The sequence below is a fragment of the Pseudoalteromonas sp. OFAV1 genome, from assembly GCF_021532595.1.
GTDB classification, from domain to species: domain Bacteria; phylum Pseudomonadota; class Gammaproteobacteria; order Enterobacterales; family Alteromonadaceae; genus Pseudoalteromonas; species Pseudoalteromonas lipolytica_C.
On record NZ_JAKGBG010000012.1, the window covers coordinates 51,453 to 71,502 of the forward strand.

Annotated in this window: 20 protein-coding genes; 9 read left to right on the top strand and 11 right to left on the bottom strand. The window is 40.9% G+C overall.

Annotated features, from left to right (window positions below; genetic code table 11):
• Positions 1-235 precede the first annotated feature (235 nt).
• On the top strand, positions 236-1,873 hold the full coding sequence (locus L1267_RS09115) for a hypothetical protein (RefSeq protein WP_235382625.1): 1,638 nt from the start codon (positions 236-238) through the stop codon (positions 1,871-1,873).
• Here L1267_RS09115 and L1267_RS09120 read toward each other — a convergent pair.
• Positions 1,870-2,343, bottom strand: coding sequence for a VOC family protein (locus L1267_RS09120; RefSeq protein ID WP_235382626.1), 474 nt, complete (start codon positions 2,341-2,343; stop codon positions 1,870-1,872). The two genes, L1267_RS09115 and L1267_RS09120, sit on opposite strands and share 4 nt — an antisense overlap.
• Positions 2,344-2,411: 68 nt before the next feature.
• The gene (locus tag L1267_RS09125; protein WP_235382627.1) at positions 2,412-3,668 is read right to left on the bottom strand and encodes an MFS transporter; all 1,257 of its coding nucleotides are present in this window, start codon (positions 3,666-3,668) and stop codon (positions 2,412-2,414) included.
• A 252-nt stretch (positions 3,669-3,920) separates the two neighbouring features.
• Here L1267_RS09125 and L1267_RS09130 point away from each other — a divergent pair, with 252 nt between their 5' ends.
• Entirely contained in the window at positions 3,921-6,290 is a 2,370-nt protein-coding gene (locus L1267_RS09130; protein WP_235382628.1) for a TonB-dependent receptor domain-containing protein, read from the top strand.
• Between the two features lie 119 nt (positions 6,291-6,409).
• Positions 6,410-7,318 carry an alpha/beta fold hydrolase gene (locus tag L1267_RS09135; protein WP_235382629.1) on the top strand — a complete coding sequence of 303 codons (909 nt, stop codon included), beginning with the start codon at positions 6,410-6,412 and terminating at the stop codon, positions 7,316-7,318.
• A 76-nt stretch (positions 7,319-7,394) separates the two neighbouring features.
• Here L1267_RS09135 and L1267_RS09140 read toward each other — a convergent pair whose 3' ends face one another.
• Together L1267_RS09140 and L1267_RS09145 are read right to left on the bottom strand one after the other, a co-directional pair.
• On the bottom strand, positions 7,395-8,762 hold the full coding sequence (locus L1267_RS09140; protein ID WP_235382630.1) for an alkaline phosphatase PhoX: 1,368 nt from the start codon (positions 8,760-8,762) through the stop codon (positions 7,395-7,397).
• Positions 8,763-9,133: 371 nt separating this feature from the next.
• Positions 9,134-9,583, bottom strand: coding sequence for an Lrp/AsnC family transcriptional regulator (locus tag L1267_RS09145; protein ID WP_235382631.1), 450 nt, complete (start codon positions 9,581-9,583; stop codon positions 9,134-9,136).
• 98 nt (positions 9,584-9,681) lie between these two features.
• Here L1267_RS09145 and L1267_RS09150 point away from each other — a divergent pair, with 98 nt between their 5' ends.
• From L1267_RS09150 to dps, 5 genes are all read left to right on the top strand, one after another.
• Positions 9,682-10,272: a LysE family translocator gene (locus tag L1267_RS09150; RefSeq protein WP_235382632.1), complete on the top strand. Its 591-nt coding sequence runs from the start codon at positions 9,682-9,684 to the stop codon at positions 10,270-10,272.
• Positions 10,273-10,495: 223 nt separating this feature from the next.
• Positions 10,496-11,575 (top strand): GGDEF domain-containing protein, encoded by a 1,080-nt coding sequence (locus L1267_RS09155; RefSeq protein ID WP_168246742.1) that lies wholly within the window; start codon positions 10,496-10,498, stop codon positions 11,573-11,575.
• An 83-nt stretch (positions 11,576-11,658) separates the two neighbouring features.
• Positions 11,659-12,669, top strand: coding sequence for a substrate-binding domain-containing protein (locus L1267_RS09160; protein WP_235382633.1), 1,011 nt, complete (start codon positions 11,659-11,661; stop codon positions 12,667-12,669).
• Between the two features lie 80 nt (positions 12,670-12,749).
• Positions 12,750-13,169 carry a CBS domain-containing protein gene (locus L1267_RS09165; protein WP_054551886.1) on the top strand — a complete coding sequence of 140 codons (420 nt, stop codon included), beginning with the start codon at positions 12,750-12,752 and terminating at the stop codon, positions 13,167-13,169.
• Positions 13,170-13,393: 224 nt separating this feature from the next.
• Positions 13,394-13,912, top strand: a complete 519-nt coding sequence (gene dps / locus L1267_RS09170; RefSeq protein WP_135925754.1) for a DNA starvation/stationary phase protection protein Dps — start codon at positions 13,394-13,396, stop codon at positions 13,910-13,912.
• Between the two features lie 60 nt (positions 13,913-13,972).
• Here the strand turns inward: dps and corA are convergent, their stop codons facing one another.
• The 6 genes from corA to L1267_RS09200 all read right to left on the bottom strand — a co-directional run bounded on the left by corA (position 13,973) and on the right by L1267_RS09200 (position 18,735).
• Positions 13,973-14,929 carry a magnesium/cobalt transporter CorA gene (gene corA / locus L1267_RS09175; RefSeq protein ID WP_135925755.1) on the bottom strand — a complete coding sequence of 319 codons (957 nt, stop codon included), beginning with the start codon at positions 14,927-14,929 and terminating at the stop codon, positions 13,973-13,975.
• Between the two features lie 129 nt (positions 14,930-15,058).
• Entirely contained in the window at positions 15,059-15,238 is a 180-nt protein-coding gene (locus L1267_RS09180) for a hypothetical protein (RefSeq protein WP_235382634.1), read from the bottom strand.
• Positions 15,219-16,289, bottom strand: a complete 1,071-nt coding sequence (locus L1267_RS09185) for a hypothetical protein (protein WP_235382635.1) — start codon at positions 16,287-16,289, stop codon at positions 15,219-15,221. The genes L1267_RS09180 and L1267_RS09185 overlap by 20 nt, the downstream gene beginning before the upstream one ends.
• 329 nt (positions 16,290-16,618) lie before the next feature.
• Entirely contained in the window at positions 16,619-17,848 is a 1,230-nt protein-coding gene (locus tag L1267_RS09190) for a serine hydrolase domain-containing protein (protein ID WP_235382636.1), read from the bottom strand.
• Positions 17,849-17,876: 28 nt separating this feature from the next.
• A complete protein-coding gene (locus L1267_RS09195; protein ID WP_138556617.1) occupies positions 17,877-18,491 on the bottom strand; it encodes a hypothetical protein in 615 nt (204 codons plus the stop codon).
• Positions 18,492-18,522: 31 nt separating this feature from the next.
• On the bottom strand, positions 18,523-18,735 hold the full coding sequence (locus L1267_RS09200; protein WP_130050899.1) for a helix-turn-helix domain-containing protein: 213 nt from the start codon (positions 18,733-18,735) through the stop codon (positions 18,523-18,525).
• 229 nt (positions 18,736-18,964) lie between these two features.
• Between L1267_RS09200 and L1267_RS09205 the strand changes: the two genes are divergently transcribed.
• Positions 18,965-19,615, top strand: coding sequence for a tellurite resistance TerB family protein (locus L1267_RS09205; protein WP_138556618.1), 651 nt, complete (start codon positions 18,965-18,967; stop codon positions 19,613-19,615).
• A 45-nt stretch (positions 19,616-19,660) separates the two neighbouring features.
• Here the strand turns inward: L1267_RS09205 and L1267_RS09210 are convergent, their stop codons facing one another.
• Positions 19,661-19,909 carry a hypothetical protein gene (locus tag L1267_RS09210; protein ID WP_135925759.1) on the bottom strand — a complete coding sequence of 83 codons (249 nt, stop codon included), beginning with the start codon at positions 19,907-19,909 and terminating at the stop codon, positions 19,661-19,663.
• Positions 19,910-20,050 lie beyond the last annotated feature (141 nt).

A 20,050-nucleotide genomic window follows, 5' to 3' on the forward strand; every position in this document is an offset into this window, starting at 1 on the left:
ACTTACTCTATTAGAAACCTTAAGAAATCATACGTAAGCCAGCTATTTCACGATTAATTTCGCCTTAGTTGATTATCATATCCCTTATTAATCATAACCTTACAATCTTCAATCAAGTTTAAGTTTTAGTTAAGTTTTTCTTAAGTTAGCGATTTTATGCTGAGAACTATAAAGAATTTAAAGGTTGATAAAGCAAATCGCCGCGTCTCCTTGGTATTTAGTAGGCATAACAAAGATGAATAAAATAACCTCCGTTTTATTATTTTCATGCACTGCTACAGGGACAGTTTATGCAAAAGAACCTTTAAGCTTAGATGTTGTTTGTGAAGTAAAAAGCAAACCTACAACTGAGTTGAGTGAAGATAAAGACATCTTCGTTGATAAACTCAACATTGATACACACACGATTTTTGACGCCAATGATCCTGAAACGACTGCACTGCACCGCTTTATCAATTGGCTACATATTGATACCAAGAAAAACGTAATCAGCGAACAGATAACCTTTAAAGAAGGCGACCAAGTTAGCGAACGTCAGCTTCAAGAAGCAGAGCGCATCCTACGCAGCAAAAAATACTTAAGAGATGCCAAAATTAGCTATACAAACGACTGCCTTGAAGATGAACCCCGCGTGGTGCAAATCGATACGTGGGATACCTGGAGTTTATTACCAACCATTAATTTTGGGCGTAGTAGCGGCAATAATAAGTACAGCTTAGGCTTTAAAGAAGAAAACTTTTTAGGGTACGGTATTCGTGCATCATTAAAGTATAAATCAGATCATGAACGCTCTGGCTACCACTCAGTACTGCAGATGCCAGTGCCTTGGCAACCTCATGCAACTCTCACTTTACAAGCTGATGATTACGATGACGGGCAAGTCTTTTTAGTGGATTATCATCAGCCTTTTTATCAACGCAGTAGTGACGCACTAATGCGCTACTTTGCACAATCACAAAAGCAAAAAAGTTATATCTATCAAAATGGCATGACTCGTTCAGAGTTTTTTACTGATGAATTAATCGCCCAGTTTGCTTACGGCGGAATTTTATCGCAAGACAGCCAGCAAACCTTTCACTGGCTTGCTGGGATTGATTACCAAGATGTCAGTTACCGACCTTTTGAAACAGAGCCTTTGCTTGCAGGCCTTAACGATTACACTATTGCAGCGCCTTGGGTCGGATTACATTGGCTAGAAGACAATTACGCCGTTTTGCACGATATTGACCTAATAAACCACAACGAAGACGTTAACCTAGGTTGGGAGCTAAATTCAAAGTTTGCCATCGATACCATAAATTTTGGCCAAGGCTTTTTATTTGATACAAACCTTACCAAAGCGTGGTTTAACAATAACGCCTTGTATCGATTTGCCGCTGGAATCAAAGGCAATGTCGGAACTGAGCTTGATGACCGCTTAGCTATCTATTCAAAAGCACAAATGAACTATCGCTGGTCAGACTCATTTGCTTTTTATGCGCATGTAAATGGTCATTGGCAAAATCATGAATTTGCTGATAAACCGCTGGCTGTTGGCGGTGAAGAAGGCATGCGTGGCTTCCCAGAAAGTTACCAACATGGTACTTCAAGCGTACAAGCGACGGCTGAACTAAGAATGTACCCTAATATTAATTTGTATCAGTTCGTAGATGTAGGCTTTGTTGGCTTTGTTGATGTTGGGCAGGCATTTGGCAGCACTGAAACTGCGAATATTTCAGATTCAATGCTAACCAGTGCGGGTGTGGGTATTCGCCTCTACTCATCGCGCTCAAGTAACGATAACGTTATCCATATCGACTTTAGTACGCCACTTGGCAGTTACCAAGACGTTGATTCATGGCAAATAGGAATGTCGGTTGAAACAACTTTTTAAGCATCTTGCTCTTTACTCATAAGCTCACTCATTCGCTGCATCAGCTCTTGCTCACTGAGGTCTTCTTTGTGTGTGCCTATAGTCCAAATATGGCCAAAAGGGTCTTCTAAAGTCCCTGATCTGTCGCCATAAAATTGATCATGCACGGGGCGCAGCTCTTTCGCGCCAAGCGACAAGGCTTTAGCAAAAACAGCATCGACATCTTCAACATACAGCATAATGCTCACCGGTGTACCGCCAAGTTGTTGCGGCGACTTAAATTGCACATCAGGGCAATTATCAGAAAGCATAATATGAGAATCGGCAATTTTTATTTCAGCATGCGCTACCCCACCATCAGGCAGAGGCATTTGCATTACAAGTTCAGCAGCAAAAGCGTGTTTGTAGAACTCTATCGCCTTAGTGGCACCTTCAATAACCAAATACGGGGTTACCGCATGGAAACCTTTTGGGATTGCAGAAACAGCCATGTTACACCTCAACGTTAAATGTGTGAGTTATAAAGGTAGCAGCTGTTGTGCAATTTCACGTTATAAATTTACTTTGATAATGAGTTTGCAAAATCTGGTCTGGGTAGCTTTTCAAGTATGGCGTATAAGTAAATCACCACAAGGCAAAGCCCTCCCGCGACAAAAAACAAGGTTGGGCCATCGTAATAATCTAAAATTAAACCGCCACCGATCGGCGCTAAAGCAAACCCTAAATCGTAAAACGAAGCCGCGCCAAAGTAAGCTCCACGTAAATGAGATGGCGCGAGCCTATCGAGGTGCACGTTCATCGTCGGAAATAAAATGGTTTCGGCCAAACTCATCACCACTATTGCACCAATCCAGCCCCAAAATAAATCGATCGGATTAAGTGCTAGCCAAAACTGCGACACCATTAATAGCACTAAACCAATTTGAATTCGCACCGTTAAGTTAAATCGTGCCATCATTTTTAACAGCAAAAATTGGCTTGAAATGATCACTAACGCATTGGTAAATATCAGCGCAGAAATCAATCCAAGTAGGTCGGGTGCCTCTGCACGAGTGAGGTATTGTATGAGTGAACTATCCATTTGCGCATAAATAAACATGCACAAAATATTGGCTAAAATTAAACATTGCAGCAGTTTATCGGCAAATAAAATACGTAAGATTTGCTTGCCCTGTACAGCTGGCTTTTTCTCTTCGGGCTCGTCAATTGCGGCAGTATTTTTTGCAGCTTTATCACTAAAATTAAAGCCCCAAACAAGTAGCACCAATAAAATAGCAAATGCTGCTGCGGTAATATAAAAGCTCGACTGCTCACCTGTTAAACCTAGCCATACCCCAGCTAATGGACCCACCGCACAGCCCACATTAACAATAAAGTACAGCGACTGCATGGCCAGCTCACGAGTTTGTGCATCATCAATAATATCGCCAATCGCCGCGCTGGTTAATGGTCGCCAAAGTGCGGTTGCTATCGAGCATAAGGTCATTACAATCACATAACCGGCCACGGTTTCTACCTCAGCCAACAGCGAGAAAGAAATGATATACAGCACGCCGGTAATGTACATCAGCGTATGCCGGCCCACTTTATCTGATAGGCTGCTACCAATAAAACTGGTGAACACCGAAATCACGGCAGCACTGGTAAGTACCAAACCGACTTCAGTCGCCGATAACGCAAACTTTTCGTACAAGATCACCGCAAGAAATGGCCACACCATGTAATAACTGCCACGGGTAATAAACGAGCCAAATAAGAAGATCCACATAAGCACAGGAAATTGCTTAAAGCGCGCTAAAGAGATATCTGAATTCATTACTAAAATTTTAATTGTGATGGTTAAAACAATATACCTCAATAACCTCTGCTAAGAGTATTTAATCTACAGCTCATTTGTAACACCGCATTAATTAGCTAAGAACCAAAACAACTCAACTAAAAATATTATTTAATGAGTTAAAGACTAAAAAAATCTAAATACGAATAATTATTGATTGTATTTTTAATTTCTGTACTATACGCACCGTTCCTCAAAGGGAAAATCAACATAAAGAACTGGAAACCTACAATGAAATCAATAAAACCAAGCTTACTGGCGCTTGCCATAGCAACACATTTTTCAGCCTTTGCTGATGACGCTAAGCCTAAACAAGATATGGAACGTTTAGTGATTACTGCAACAGGCTTTGAGCAAAAAGTTACCGAAGCACCTGCAAGTATTTCAATTATCACCAATGAAGATATTAAGTCTCATGCCTTCACCTCAGTGCTTGATGCTGTTCAGTATTTAGAAGGTATCGACATTGGCACAACTCGTGATAAAACCGGCCAAGGCAGTGTGAGTATGCGTGGTTTAACAGGTGAATACACCCTGTTACTCATTGATGGTAAACGCCAAAATAACCATGGCGATATTTATCCAAACAATTTTGGTGGCAACGCGTTTAACCACGTACCACCAGTTGATGCCATTGAGCGTGTTGAAGTTATTCGCGGCCCTGCATCAACGCTTTATGGTGCAGATGCACTGGGTGGTGTAATCAATATCATCACTAAAAAGCACACTGATAGCTGGAGCGGTGCTGTTTCATTTAGTCGTTCATTACAACAAAACGATGATTTTGGTGATGACATCACCACTGACTTTAGTGTGATGGGCCCGCTTATCAAAGACGTTTTAAGTTTAGGTGTACGCGGCAGTGTTTACGAGCAACAAGCATCATCGCCAACATTTGAACCAGCAACCGATCCTAATGGTGTTGTACATATTCGTTCATTAGGCTTTGGGAGTGGTGGCCGTACCGTTGATAACACCAACGAGCAGTATGGCTTTACGTTAACTTATACTCCGTTTGAGTCTCATCATTTACGTTTTGATTATGATAACTCAAGCCAAGTTTACGACAACACGCCAAGCTACGACATTGAATCAGGCACCATTACTTACCCACTTGGCACTAAAGATAATATTGAATCAATTTGGCAAGACCGCCGCGGCCAAGTAAACCCGCGTGCAGGTTATGCAGCAGACCAAGAGTTTGATCGCGAATGGTGGTCATTCAGCTACGATGGCGAGCTTGATTGGGCAACGCTGAAGGCCTCGGTTTCTTATGTTGATACACAAAATAATGGCCGTACTTTACCGCTAAGTGTAAGCGAGCGCTTAGAGCTGCAAGCTATGTACGATGGTACTGGCGAATATGAAGGAATGGACGAGCAAGCACGTAAAGACTTAGCTGAAGAAACATTCTTACCACGCCCTGCTCGCCCACTAGAAAGCAGCCAGTATACCTATGACTTACGCTTTGATATTCCTATCACAGGCAGCTTTGGTAGCCATAATCTAGCAATTGGTGGTCAATTAATTGATGGCGAGTTAAAAGACGGTGTATTTGGTCTTGAAAGTGACCAAGCAGGTAAAGTACAAGAGCAAAACATGTACTCAATCTTTGCCGAAGATAACTGGATGGCAACCGACAACTTTACCTTCACATTAGGCGCTCGTTACGATGATCATGATGTATTTGGTAGCCAAGTATCACCGCGCGTTTACGGTGTCTATAACCTCTCCGACACTTGGACGCTAAAAGGGGGTGTAAGTACGGGTTATAAAACACCACAAACCACTGATCTTTACGACGGTATCACCGGATTTGGCGGTCAAGGCACAAGCCCGTTTGCGGGTAACCCAGATTTAGAACCAGAAACCAGTGTGAACTCTGAAATCGCCCTTTACTGGACTTCGCTTGATGGCGATCACAACATCAATGTGACTTACTACAACACCAAGTTTGAAGACAAAATTGCCAGCGGCGACACTATTTTAAGCTGTGAGCAAACTAACGATGTACGCCCTTGTGTGAACTTAGGTCAGTACGATCAACTTGGCTTCGATAGCTATAGCCAAAAAATCAATATCGACGAAGTAGACCTACAAGGTGTTGAAATTGCAGGCCAATATACTATCACCAAAACAGTGTCTGTTAACGGTAACTACTCCTGGACTGATAGCGAACAAAAGAGCGGCCCAGAGCAAGGTCAGCCACTAACGAACTCCGCTGAGCACATGGCAAACCTTACTCTAAACTGGGAAGCGACTGACTTTATGAACCTATACCTACAAGGTGTATATCGTTCAGACCGTTACCGCGGTTGGGATAACGTGCACGACAAAGCGCTGTACTACAAAAACTACAACCTACTTAATTTAGGTGCGCAGTTTTATGTAAATGAGTACGTGCAAATCAATGCCCGTGTAAACAACCTATTAGACGAAGATTTCACCTCGTATAGCACAAGCTATACCGACCTAAATGGCGATGGTGAGTATGAGTACCTAACAGGTCGCGGTGTAATTAGTGAAGTCACATTCACAGACGACTACAACGTTAAAGATAAAGGCCGTAACTTCTGGATTGGCGTTACCGCTTACTTCTAAGAAAACTCCCTGAAAATAGACAGCATGCAGTCATGTGCTGTCTATTTTTCTTGCTGTCACTAAACTGCCAACTTCACACACTAAGCTGATGATACCTGCGTAAGCTTATTTGTCGGTCTATGGAACATGTCCTTACAGCCAGTGGTATCAGTATTAGTTATCAAGATGAAGGCGATAAAAATGCGCCGGTGATCATTTTAATTATTGGCTTAGGTGCTCAATTTACCGTTTGGCCAGAGTCGCTTTATTTTGGCTTGGTCGAAAAAGGCTTTAGGGTTATTCGTTTTGATAATCGTGATGCAGGGCTATCTTCATCGTTAGATGAGTTAGGCAAGCCGAGTCTTGTAAAGCATTGGCTTAGCCGCCGATTTCCCATTCGCGCAAAGCTGCCCTATTCGCTCGATGACATGGCTCGCGATGTAAAAGAATTAATGAATGCACTGGATATCAAAAAAGCACACTTAGTGGGGGCTTCGATGGGTGGCATGATTGCGCAAATTGCCGCGGCAAAGTATAAAAAACGTGTACTGAGCTTAACTTCAATTATGTCGAGCAGCTCGCCGTTATCGTTTTCGGGTTCAAACATTAACCTGTTGGTAAAGCTCGCTAAAATACGCCCCCGTAGCAGTAATAAAGAAGCTGCGATTGATTACAATGTTCGGCTAAACCAACTCATTGGCAGCCCGGCCTACCCACAAGATGAACACGCTTTATATGCCAATGCTGAGCGCTATATTGAGCGTGCCCACACGAATCAAACTGGCTTTAAACGTCAGCTTGCAGCCATTGCCGCAACGCCCTATCGCGAGCAACTTTTAAAGAAGATCAAAGCCCCAACGTTAGTGATCCACGGCAGTGCTGATCCTGTTATGCCACTGTCTGCGGGCATCAATACCGCTCTGTTAATAAAGCGCAGTAAGTTAAAAGTTGTGCCCGGAATGGGCCATGATTTTCCACCCGCTTTAATGAAAAAAATGACTAAGTGGATTGCCAAGCATGCTAATAAAGTGAACTGTAAGAATAAATAGAATTCATGGCTATGCGGACCAACTATATTAACAGCTTCCAGTAAATTGAGGCACTCATAAAAGAGTGCCTACAGAATTAAACACTAAAATGATGCCATGGTCCTGTTATAGCTAGTGTTTTAGAAGGTGAGTAAACATTTACAAACAAGGTGCTTCCATCCGGTGAAAAACAGGCACCTGCCAGCTCGGTTTGCGCAACCAAACGGGCAAAATTATAAACTTGGCCTTGAGGTGTAACACCACGAAGATGGTTATCAACCACATCGGTGTATTGGTCTTCACAGACAATTAAATGCCCATTAGGTGACACGGTTAAGTTATCGCCAAAGTTGTAGAGGGTTTTACTGGTACTTTCTACAAACAACGAGATTTTACCGGGTTGCTGTGCTTCTTTATCGGTGCCTTCAAATTCTGATGGTTGATATTTCATAACCTGACCAAGTTGTTTTTTACCACCATTGGTACAGCAAAAATAAAGCTCTTTATCACCCCAATGAATACCTTCACCGCGAGCAAACAGTGCAGCGCCTTGCTTGTATCCACGTAGCCGTAAGTCGTCTTTTGGGCTTTCTGGGTTATCTAGATTTACCCACTCAACCTCAAGCTCTTGATGTAGCCTCATGGCTTTATTGTTCCAGTTACGGCTATCGAATTGTGGCTTACCTTTTACCACCATAGCCTGTAGTTGCCCGCCTTTATGCAGCTTGCCATACTCTTTTGGAATAAAACGATAAAAGACGCTATCACCCTTGTCTTCAGTTAAATAAACAATGCCTGTGCGCGGATCAACGGCAGCCGCTTCGTGGTTAAATCGACCCATGGCTTTTAATGGCTCAGGTTTAATTAAGCCTTTGCTATTTGCGGGTACTTCAAAAATATAACCATGGTCTTGGTTAAATCCATCGGCTTTAGTATCGGTGGTTTCTTCGCACGTAAGCCAAGTGCCCCATGGCGTGATACCGCCAGAACAGTTACGAATAGTGCCGACCAATGACAAGTACTCTTGCTCTTTTTGATGGGTTTTTAAGTTATAAACGATATGACTTGTGCCACCGGGTAACGCCACCCCGTCACTGTTAGTATCAAAAGCCAGGGGCGTTTTATGGTTAGCAATACTTGCTTCAGCTTTCGTTAAATCTTTTGGTTTTAGCTCATGGTTTCGCACTAATACAACACGGTCATTACCAAGTGCAAGGCAGCCCATGCCATCGGCTTTATCAGGTACAGTAAAGCCATCAGACATTTTCTCACCTAAACTTGAAACGACTTGATAACTGAAGCCCTCAGGTAAATCGAGCAATTTATCTGGATCGGGAATTAACGGGCCAAAGCCGACAGCCGTTGTTTTTAAATCACCTAATGACACCTTTCCTATGGCACTTTTTGATAATCCTAAAAAGGCTAACGTGCCTGCCCCTACTAAAAAATCTCGACGTGAAACCATACTAACTCCAAGCTAAACCCAAGTTTATCATACAAATAAAATGGCATTATAAAGCAAAGAAACGATAAAAAGTTACATTATCACAATCTTCACGAAATTGTCATAAAGCTTGATTTTAGTGATTGAACCCGTGCAGCATTAAAAATATTGATTTAGAGTTTTCATAAAACGTGCTTTCTAGACGGCGCTTGCATTTAACACACGTTTTGAAAACTTACGTATAAAAGTTGAAGATGGCGACATGGCATTCCCAATGACGGCTAACGTTTTGATGCAAATTCAGTAACTGAGACATGGCTATGTATCTGCTTACTGCTGCCTATGTTTTTTTATAAATCAGTAATAACAACTAAAAAGCTTAAACTCTGTCGTTATGCACGTTCATCTTTGGGTGATTCCATTACTACATGCGTTGTAATGGTGCGTACTTGTGGGATAGAGCCGAGCACATCAGCATGAAACGCTTTATAAGACTTAAGATCTGCCGTCTCGACTCTCAGCAAATATTCAAACGAGCCAGTTACATTGTGGCACTCTTTTACTTCATCAATAAACTCAAGGGCTTGCTCGAATGCTCGCTGAGATACTGTTGAGTGCTCATTTAAGCCAACCCCAACATAAGCGATAAATCCTAGGCCCACAGCTTGGTTGTTAATCACTGCTCGATACCCCGCAATAACCCCAAGTTTTTCTAATTCTTGCACTCTACGAAGGCATGCCGATGGCGATAAACCCACTTTATCTGCCAGCTCCGCATTGGCAATTCGACCATTGTGTTTAAGCTCATGCAATATTCTGTCGTTAATTTTATCTTTTTTCATTTTACATTGTGAAATTTGAATACATATAGCAACATTAAGCGCAAAAATTGCGCTTATTTCAACTTATAATTGCATAAAATTAAAGTGGAGAGATAGCAATGAGTTTTGAAATTTTAACAGCCCTGGCGTTATTTGCCTTGGTGTCATCAATTACTCCTGGACCGAATAACTTAATGTTGATGAGCTCAGGTGCCAACTTTGGCTTTAAAAGAACCACACCACACTTACTTGGCGTGACGCTTGGCTTTATGTTGATGCTGGTTTTAGTGGGCCTTGGCATCATGCAGCTATTTGATTTATTTCCACCAAGCTACTTGATATTAAAAGTGTTTTGTATTGCTTACTTACTCTATCTGGCGTTTAAAATTGCCACAAGTAGCGCTCAACAAAAAGCCAATAGTGAAAGTAAGCCGTTTACCTTTATTCAGGCTGCACTTTTCCAATGGGTGAACCCAAAAGCATGGGCAATGGCATTAAGCGCAGTAAGCTTGTATGCCCCAGACAAAAACCTCACCTCTGTGTTAATAGTAAGCCTCATATTTGGTTTAATTAATCTGCCATGCGTCAGCTCGTGGACTCTACTTGGCGAAAAGCTTCAACACTGGCTTGCCAGCCCAAAGCGCTTAAAAGCATTTAACTACTTAATGGCAATACTATTAATCGCTTCAGTGATGTTTAGTTTGTTTTAAATGAGCAAGATTTGCTAGGCAGTATTACGTCATTACGTACATAGCCTTTGGCAGTCGTATTTTAAGATTTTAAGATGAGAAATTTACCCTGTGCTAAGATTTATTTATCTAGATCTTTTCAGTGCGATTCATGGCTAGTAACGTAGAGAATTACTTTTACCACGGCTTTTTCGTCTTCTTACTTATTACGGTAGTAACCTGCTCCATTATAGCTACGCGCCTGATGCGCAGTAGTTTTAATAACCGCTCAATTTACCTATTTAATCTATTCTTTTACCTCGGTGTAATTGGCTTTGCATGGCTTTGGATCCAAGATCTATTCAACCTTGCGCCGAGCTTTCGCTCTGGTGTGGTGATTTATATGATCTCCATGACATTGCTGCAATTATCTATTTATAACCACGACGAACTCTGTCGATTTAATAAGATAATTATTGCTCATGGGGCTATTTTTTCTGTATTTGCCATCCTTACTCAAAATATTAACCAACTGGCCTTAGTCGAAGCTTGTTATACATTAAGCGTGCTACCTGCACTGATTTACTACACAACAAAGCGTGCTGTATGTGAGAAAAATATAGGCAATACTGTGTTGTCGATGGCGCAATGTATCTTACTGTTAGTGCCCATTTCACAACTGAGTATCATTACCCATGAGCACAACTTAGCAACCCTTTATTCACTTACTGTAATTGCCCATGCAACTGTATTTGTTATGACAGGTCTTGGACTCATCACGACACTATTAGTTGACGAAAAGAAACGATATTTGGAGCTGTCTTTAAAGGATCCGCTTACCGGACTTTATAACCGCCGCGGACTGCAATTTATTATCGAACAACAGCAATTATTCAGCCCGAACCAAACTTCTAGCCTTTATGCCTGCGTTGTTGATATTGATTACTTCAAGCAAATTAATGATAGATACGGTCACGATGGCGGTGATCTAGTACTCGAAGTGTTCTCTGATTTAATGAAACACCATTTAAAAAAAGAAGACTTATGTTGCCGCCTTGGTGGTGAAGAATTCTTACTGCTATTCTTTGCAGCCGACATCAGCTCAGCGAGACAATTTTTAGACAGTCTTCGTAAAACCATTGAAGCCAGTCAAATAGCTTTTCAAGAGCATCGTATATCGGTTACCGCTAGTTTTGGATTAACTAACTGGCAAGTAAATGACAGCTTTGAAAGCTTAGTGAATCGCGCAGACAAAGCGGTTTATGAAGCGAAAAATAATGGCCGTAATCGAGTCGAAATCAACACCCAAAACCAGAACAAAGAACCAAATAGACCAAATTGGTAAATGCTTTTGTATTAATCTTGTAAATTCAAACTCTACCACTATAATTAGTGCGTGCTTATACTTAAATTGCAATATGTAGTGCTATGTCTTTAAAAGTATTATTAAATTTCAAATTAAACTGGATGTTTTTGTGCGCCAGTTTTTGGCTTTTTGCCCTGCCAATTCAGGCTAAATATGTGGTGGCTGTTGTGGGTAAAACCAAAAACGATAGCTTCTATCAGCAAGCCTTTAAAGGGTGTGAGCAATTTGCAAAACAGCATCTCGATTTTGAATGTATTTACGATGGCCCTAAAGACTTTCAAGATATTCGCACGCAAGTATTAGTGATCACCGACCTCGTTCGCAGAAACAACATTAGTGGTTTATTAATCGCTACTACAGACTCTAATTACCTTGTTGAACGCGCTTTAAAAAAGCTTAAAGACAATAATATTCCTGTAATTACCTTTGACTCTGATTTGCTCGAAGATGATCAGCAGTATCGTTTAGCCTATGTGGGTACTAATAATTTTGATTATGGTGTGGCCTTGGGGAACGAACTAAAAAAATTCACTGACAAAGAAATTAACCAAGTCTGTATTCAATCCGGACATTCCACAACACCTAATTTAAACAAACGCATTGAAGGTGTTCGTTATGCGTTATCAGGGCAAACAGAAAAACGTTTAAGCGGTGAAAATGGCTGGAGTGAATTTGACCGCTGCCCTTTATATAGTTTAGGAAAACGTGAAGTATCACTGGGTCAGCTCGACAAACTACTTAATATTGAAAACCCACCACTTTTTTTAGCTGTAGCAGGTTTTGCCCAATTTAATCCTAACTACGCAAAAGTGATTGCTAAACAGAAACAACGTATTGCCAGTAAAGAGGTGGTCATTGTTTCTGCCGATACAGAACAAATGCAATTAGAAGTATTAAAACAAGGATTATCATCGGCTAATATTGGTCAAAATCCATTTGAAATGGGACGCCTGTCTGCCGAATTGATGTATCAATACCTAACAAAAGGTGAGCGACCAGCCAAGTCTCACTATTACCTAGACTTTCATTATTGTCAGCAAAGTAATGCAGGTACATGCACAGTTAATCACTAAAACTTTGATCTCACTAAAGTGCAATTAACTCGATAAGCGCTAGACTTACCACAACTTGAATTAACTGTAAGGATTTAGCCATGACACACCTAGTTAGTGATTTAATGACGCCAGACCCATTTGCCATTAGCGCGCAAAATACCCTGCATGATGCTCATAATCTAATGAAAGAGAAAAATGTTCGACATATCCCAGTGATCAACGAACACGGCGGTTTAGTTGGCATGTTAACGCAAAAAATCATGATTGCTCAGGTAATGAATATCATGGCGAATTACAGCGCCAGCGCCCTTGAACGCAAAGAAAAGCAAACTAAAGTGGTTGATATTATGGCCACTGATTTTACCAGTATCTCGCCAGAGCAGCCGCTACACGAAGTTGCTAAGTTTTTTGTTGAAAATCGTCATGGCTGCATGCCGGTGGTTGATAAAGATAACAACTTAGTGGGAATTCTAACCTCATCTGACTTTGTTCGTTTAGCGGCGGCATTACTTTCTTAAGTCGTAACTTTGTATCTGCACACTGAATTTTTTACAGAAGGTGTGCAGAGTTTTCATACTCATACCTCATCACAACCACTCCACCTCAAAACAAAATAAAATTAACCCTATAAATTCAACCAGTTAACAAAATTCCATTTTAGGCACAACGTTTGCTTCTACCTAATCAAGCGCGCTTTTAAACTAAAAGCGAAAGGAAATTTATAGATAATCTCGGAGGAGTAATGAGTAATTCATCATCAAAAATCGCAGAATTTACAGCACCCGGTGTTAAAGACCAAGCTGCAGCTGACACGATTGCAATTTTAGACCAGCGTATGGTCGCTTTAATCGATTTACACCTCACTTTAAAACACATTCACTGGAATGTTGTTGGTCCTAACTTCATTGGTGTACACGAAATGCTAGACCCACAAGTAAGCGCAGTGCAAGAGATGACTGATACGATTGCAGAGCGAATTGCAACTATGGGCGGCGTACCTGTTGGCACACCGCAATCAATTGTTGATCGTCGCACTTGGCAAGACTACTCAATTGGCAAAGGCTTAGTCACTGACCATCTAACAGCGCTTGATAAAGTGTATAACGGCGTTAATAAAGATCACCGTGCAGCTATCGAAAAGCTTGCTGAATTAGACCCTGTTTCTGAAGATATGATCACCGGCCAACTGGCTGATCTAGAACAATTCCAATGGTTTGTTCGTGCGCATATTGAATCGTCTACTGGCGAATTGAAAGGCTAAAACCGCAAAGTCTATCCGAAGACCCCTTGCCCAGCATTTGCTGGGCTTTTTTATGCTTTGCTACAGCCAACCTTTATGTTTAAAGAACAAGTAAGGTGCAAAGCCAGACAGCAACATAATGCCAATTGCAAACGGGTAACCCCATGCCCATTGCAGCTCAGGCATGCTATTAAAATTCATGCCATAAATACTGGCGACAACGGTCGGCGGTAAAAACACCACTGAGGCAATAGAGAAGGTTTTTATAATTTGGTTTTGTTCGATGTTAATAAAACCCTGAGTCGAGTCCATTAAGAAATTCACCTTATCAAACAAAAATGTACAGTGAGACATAAGGGTATCAATATCAAGTACAATTTCACGTAGTGACTCGCGGTCTTCAGTTGGTGCACCTAAATGACGCAGTAAAAACGAAATATTTCGGCGCGTATCCATCAAACATAAACGCACCTTACCGTTGTTATCTTCAAGGCGCGAGATCCGGCTGACGGCTTCTTCTAAATCTGAGTCGTCCTCTTCAAGTACATAGGCACTGAGTTTTTCTAACTGGTGATGCATATCTTCAAGCATATCAGCGTGGTTTTCGACTTTTTGGTCAAACAGAGTCACTAAAAGTTGCTTGGGATTATCACACGCCACTTGCCCTTTACGAGCGCGAAGTCGTAATAAACGAAAATCGGCTAATTCATCATCGCGGATTGTCAGCAAACAGTTGTCTTTTAACAAACAAGCCACTGTCACCGTATTAAAGCGCCCTTCATTTGGTGACATAAAAAGCGCATGCACATGTAGGCCTTCGTGGTCGATAAAACAACGGGAAGATGCCTCGATTTCTTCAACATCATCAGCACCGGGTAAGGTGATATTAAGCGTGCTTGCCAGCGCTTGTCGCTCTTCTTCAGTCGGATTTATGGTGTCAATCCAGTGGGCATTTTTAATAGAAGTAACAAGAGGCGTATCTGCAGCTGGCTCAGTTTCTGTGATCACACCTTGGTCTATAGAAAAAAATCGTAACATTTGCCCTACCCTGATAAATCAATTTAAAACAAATACTATAGCTGTTCACGTTAATGAACAATGACCAATCATGTAGAAGAAAAAAAAAGCCCCAAACGGGGCTTTAAGCATATTCAATAAAAAAACTAATTACGAACCAAGCTGTTGCATTGGTTCAATTTCTTCTTTATTTGCACTGATAAAGCTTTCAATATTATCAACTTGTTCATGACTAAAGCCTAACTGCGCTTTTACTGCAACCGTGCCATCTTGTTTTTCAATTAAAATAAACTCATTCACACCTAGCGTTCTAGAAAAAACGGTATGCACTTGTTTTTTTATTAATATCTACAACTTTTACTTTTGTACTCGTTTTGTAGAATGCAAGAGGACCTGAAGGTGTATTAATCCAATCAATTGCCCAATAATAATGACTGTTGTTCTTGAATCCATTTTTTCTGTATAACGATTCTTTGAAAGATACATTGTCACACTCATTGTATAAACCTTTACTACGGCAGTTAGAGTGCTCTGCAACATTTTTACCCGAGATGCTCACATCTAAAGGAACAATCGTGCTGTCGTTAATGTTTAACAAAATATAATCATCAACTTTATTAAAGCCTAGTGTGTTTCCTAAACTCTTAGTTGACTCAAATAAACCTGTTAAAGGGTCATTGCTTTTAGTTTTATCTTTTTCTAACAAAATAAAATTTGTTGATGCAACATCACCATTTTGGTGTTTAGCAATATGGTAACCATCTAATATCGAAATTGATTTTACGTTGTTAGAACCAATCACATAGCGAAAAGCAGAGCCCGCTCTCCCCACAATAAAGCCATCGGATGTTGGTGTTACAGATGTACCTGTAAATGACTTACCTGTCACCGTTTTTACTTTGAATGAATCATTATCTTTAGTAACAGTTGCTAGTTTAACAGCACCTTCACTTGAACCTGCTTTACTGTATTTTAGAGTAAACGTGCCATCAAAATTCTCAATTGCATACGTAAATTGGCCAGTGAGACGATCAGCACCTAAGTTAGCCACTTCCCCTTCATAATCATGAAACATTGAACCATTTATCAAAATTCCATCTTTTTCACGCATAAATGTTGCTGGCCCACCGGTTTGATCAACGTTTTCTTTCTGAGCCAATAATTCACTTTCAGAAATAACAACTTCCGGCTTCTCAACCTTTTGCTGCTGATGTTGCTGGGCTTGTGGAATTACACTCGTTAAAGTTGAGCCCTTCAATTTATTAATAAAAGCTTGCTGCATTTCTTTTTGCATTGCTAGCTCTTCAGGCGTTGTGCCACAACCAGATAAAACAGAGACACTAATTGCCAATAAAGAAGGGTAAAGTACTTTTTTATACATCAAAAAATTCCATATTTTTAGGAGTGCTTAGTCAATCTGAACGGTTAAAGTACCCAAACAGAAAACATAACCAATTGATTGAAAAGGAATTATTGATTCACTGTTGCAAAATTGCAACAGGTACAACCACTTAAACTGAACAAGCGTTCAAAAAGACAGCAAAACATCTAAAATTTACATTGAATTCCCCACAAAAGGTTCAACCTCATGAAATAAAAGGGTTTTAAATTTTCCATAAGTTGATTCACTAAAGAATAGAGGGGTATTAAGCTAGGCTGAGCTTTCAGCAAGTATGGGAACGAGTTAAAAATGTGACAGTCAAACGTTGCTTATTTCGCTTTTTTGAAGCGCACCACAAGCATACCTATCAAGATGATGCCAAGGCCTATTAAGCAAGGTACAAAAGCGCTTTGCAGGGCAACATCAAACGCTAAAAAGTCGGGGGAACCGGTTTGCCAAAGCGTCCATTCATACCCGAGTTTTGATGCAATATGTTCACCACCGCTGCTAAGTACGATGATTGCATCATTGTTATCTGGGTTAATGCGAAGCGTGCTATTTATTGCCGGCTCATTTGCGCCATCATGGCCAAACACAAAATCTCCCGATGCTGTTGGTGCATAAAGCATGGTACCAAGCCCCCAAATTGGTGCGCCTAAGCTAATTGCCAAAGGCGCTCGCATGGAGCTGATCATTTGTGAGCTTAACTGTCCTTTTTGAGGTGATGTTAATGCGTTAACTAAAGCTATTAAATCATGGCTACTTGCCAGTAAACCTGTTGCCGCTGCCGATGCGTATTGAAAATGCCCAGCAGCTTGCCCGCTTTTATCATAAGCAGGTGCGATGCTATCTAACTCGCTAAGTACATCGTAACTGGCATCAGTCATGTTAACTGGCTTAAAGACGTTATCATTCATCCAAGTTGCAAAGTGTTGATTGGTTTTCTCTTCTACCAGCAGCTCTAGCATCAAATAGCCGCCCCCAGAATACTGAAAATCGCCCACAGGCTTGGTGACTTTAATTTCGCGCACACCTGTTGATGATAGCGGCTTGTTTAGCGACTCAAGCAAGCTTGGTACGGTTTCATTTAGCTCAATATCAGCAAAGCCTAAACCATCACCAAGCCCCGCAGTATGCGATAACAGATGTGCAATGCTAACTGTTTGATTATCAAACTCTGATTCAGGTAACTGCCAACCCGTCAGTTGCTCATTAATCGCGTGATCTAAACGAATTTGCTGTTGCTCTGCCAGACTCATCACGCCATAGGCAGTAATAAATTTACTGAGCGATGCTACGGGGAACAGAGTATTTGCGGTTATTTCATCTTTGCTTTTTGAGTAATCTTGAAAAACCACTTGGCCATTTTCAATCAAAACATAAGCGATGTTTGCGTGTTTGTTGGCAATCAGCGCCTGACTGTTGGCAATAAATTGCTCAGTGTTGCCCGTTTCGGCGATGGGTTTTAAAAACCAACCACTAACACCACCATACACACAGGTTGCAGCCCAAACAGATGACAAAAATAGTGTTAACAAAATTGTTTTAAACCAGCTCATACTCTATCCCTTGTATTACAAAGCGACCTTAAACTACTTCGATTTGTTCAGGTTTTTTGATAAAGAACACCATTAAAATTAATAATGCTGCTGGGAATAAGAACACATTCAAATAAGCAAAAATAACCGTTAGCTGTAAGATGCACATCAGTAACAGTAGAATAGAAAACACCGTTAGCAACGACGACATTCCATGGCGTTTTGTTAGTAATAACGCGGCGGTGATCAAACCCACTAGCGCATACAAGCCTAAACTCCCAGCCGAGACCACCATGGCAATAATTGAAATACTTTCAACCGCATCGCTCGATGCTTTATCGCCAGCAACGGCAAGATAAACATCGCATAACACAGTGGCATGAAAAGCCAATACCAGCACCGCAAGCACACATAGCAGTATGCGAACGCCTTCAACATCAAACATATCTTTTAGTGCCTTGCGTAAACTCAGGTACACATAGATTTCAAGTGCACCAATGAGTACAAACACAAGGTCTGAAAAGTTTAAGCTTTGCAAATCGAGCTTAAGCGCTTCGCCTAAGCCATCAAGTGTTTCGCCAAATACTGAAATCCAGTACATAGGAAAAATTATGGCAAGTAACCCCGCTGCTATGCCGGGTAGTAAATAGTCACGGTTGAGCATATGCCCTCCAAAATCCTGTTGCGTTGTAAAGTTATTCGCTATCGCGTTCGTACACCAAAATATCGCCGGGTTGGCAATTAAGCTCTTCACAAATAGCTTCAAGGGTACTAAAGCGGATCGCTTTCACTTTTCCGTTTTTTAGTAATGATAAATTGGTCATAGAAATACCAATGCGCTGAGATAGCTCCTTCAGCTGCATTTTGTTCTTTGCCAATTCTATATCTAGGTTGATTCGTATTTTCATAGCCTAAAAAGTACGCAATGGATTTATGATTGTCAAACTTTATTTTACGATTATCATAAAATAAAGAATGAAAAACATAATTAACACGTTTTATTTAACTCCGTTTTAAGACTAAAAACCCAGTTAAATCAGCAGTAGGTTCATTCATTGTTGTTTTTTGTAACACTTCTCACATTTTCTTTTCGGCGCGAATCACCTAACCTGAGAAAACACATGCAAGGAGAGAACAATGAAAGACTTACAAAAATTAGTGGGTAATTTAAATAAATCAGGTGCGCTGAGTGGTTTTTTAGGAGGTGTTGCTGGCGGCGGACTAACGAGCTTAATGGGCGGAAAAAGTAAAAAGAGCAGTAAAAAAGCTGTAAAATATGGTGCGCTTGCTGCTGTTGGTGGCCTTGCTTGGAAAGCCTATAAACAATACTCAGAACAAAAAGCGGCTCCAGTTCAGCAAACGAGTTCACGTGGTTTTGATTTTACCCCCGCTACGCTGCCTGAGCAGTCATTTACTGATGCAATCGACGATAATCACAGTGATGGGCAATTATTACTCATGCGTGCCATGATTGCTGCCGCCTATGCTGATGGCCACATTGATGAAACGGAAAGACAAAAAATTTTCGCACAAGTAGAAACAATGCAATTGTCTGTGCAAGAAAAGGCCATGCTGTTCGATGAGCTAAGAAAACCAATGCAACTATCAGAATTAGTTGCCGCTGTGCCAAACGCACAAATGGGTATTGAAGTCTATGCAGCCAGTGCCAGCGCAATTGATTTAAGCCAAGCAATCTCTAAACACTACTTAGATACGCTGGCTAATCAATTATGTATTCCTAGAGAATTGGTAATGAGCATTCATAGAGAACTTGCCGAGTACCAATAAAAATGGGGCCTACTAGCCCCGTTTTTAGTATTAAGCCTTTGCTAATTAGTGCGGTTTTTTAGTGCCGTAACGCACCATATCTTTACCGTTTTCATACACATCATTGCTTACGTAACGGCCAAGTAAAAGCTGATGTTTATCATCAAGTACCGCGATAAATGGGCGGCCATCACTATTGTTGGTTGCAAGGGCTACACCGGTTACATTCTCAAGTCCTAAACCGCCATTTTCAACTAGGCGTAAAAACGTTTCTAATTCGTCTAATGTTTCAATTACATCGTTATCGTTAATCATCTCAAATACTCAGTGATTGCTAATGGGCGTAGCATAGCAGGATTAAAAATAAGGTGCGAACCAGTGCGTAAATTTGCCACCATAAATGTCGATTTTTTGCAATATTTCGCCTATCGCCATCGTTACACTTATTGCTCTTCA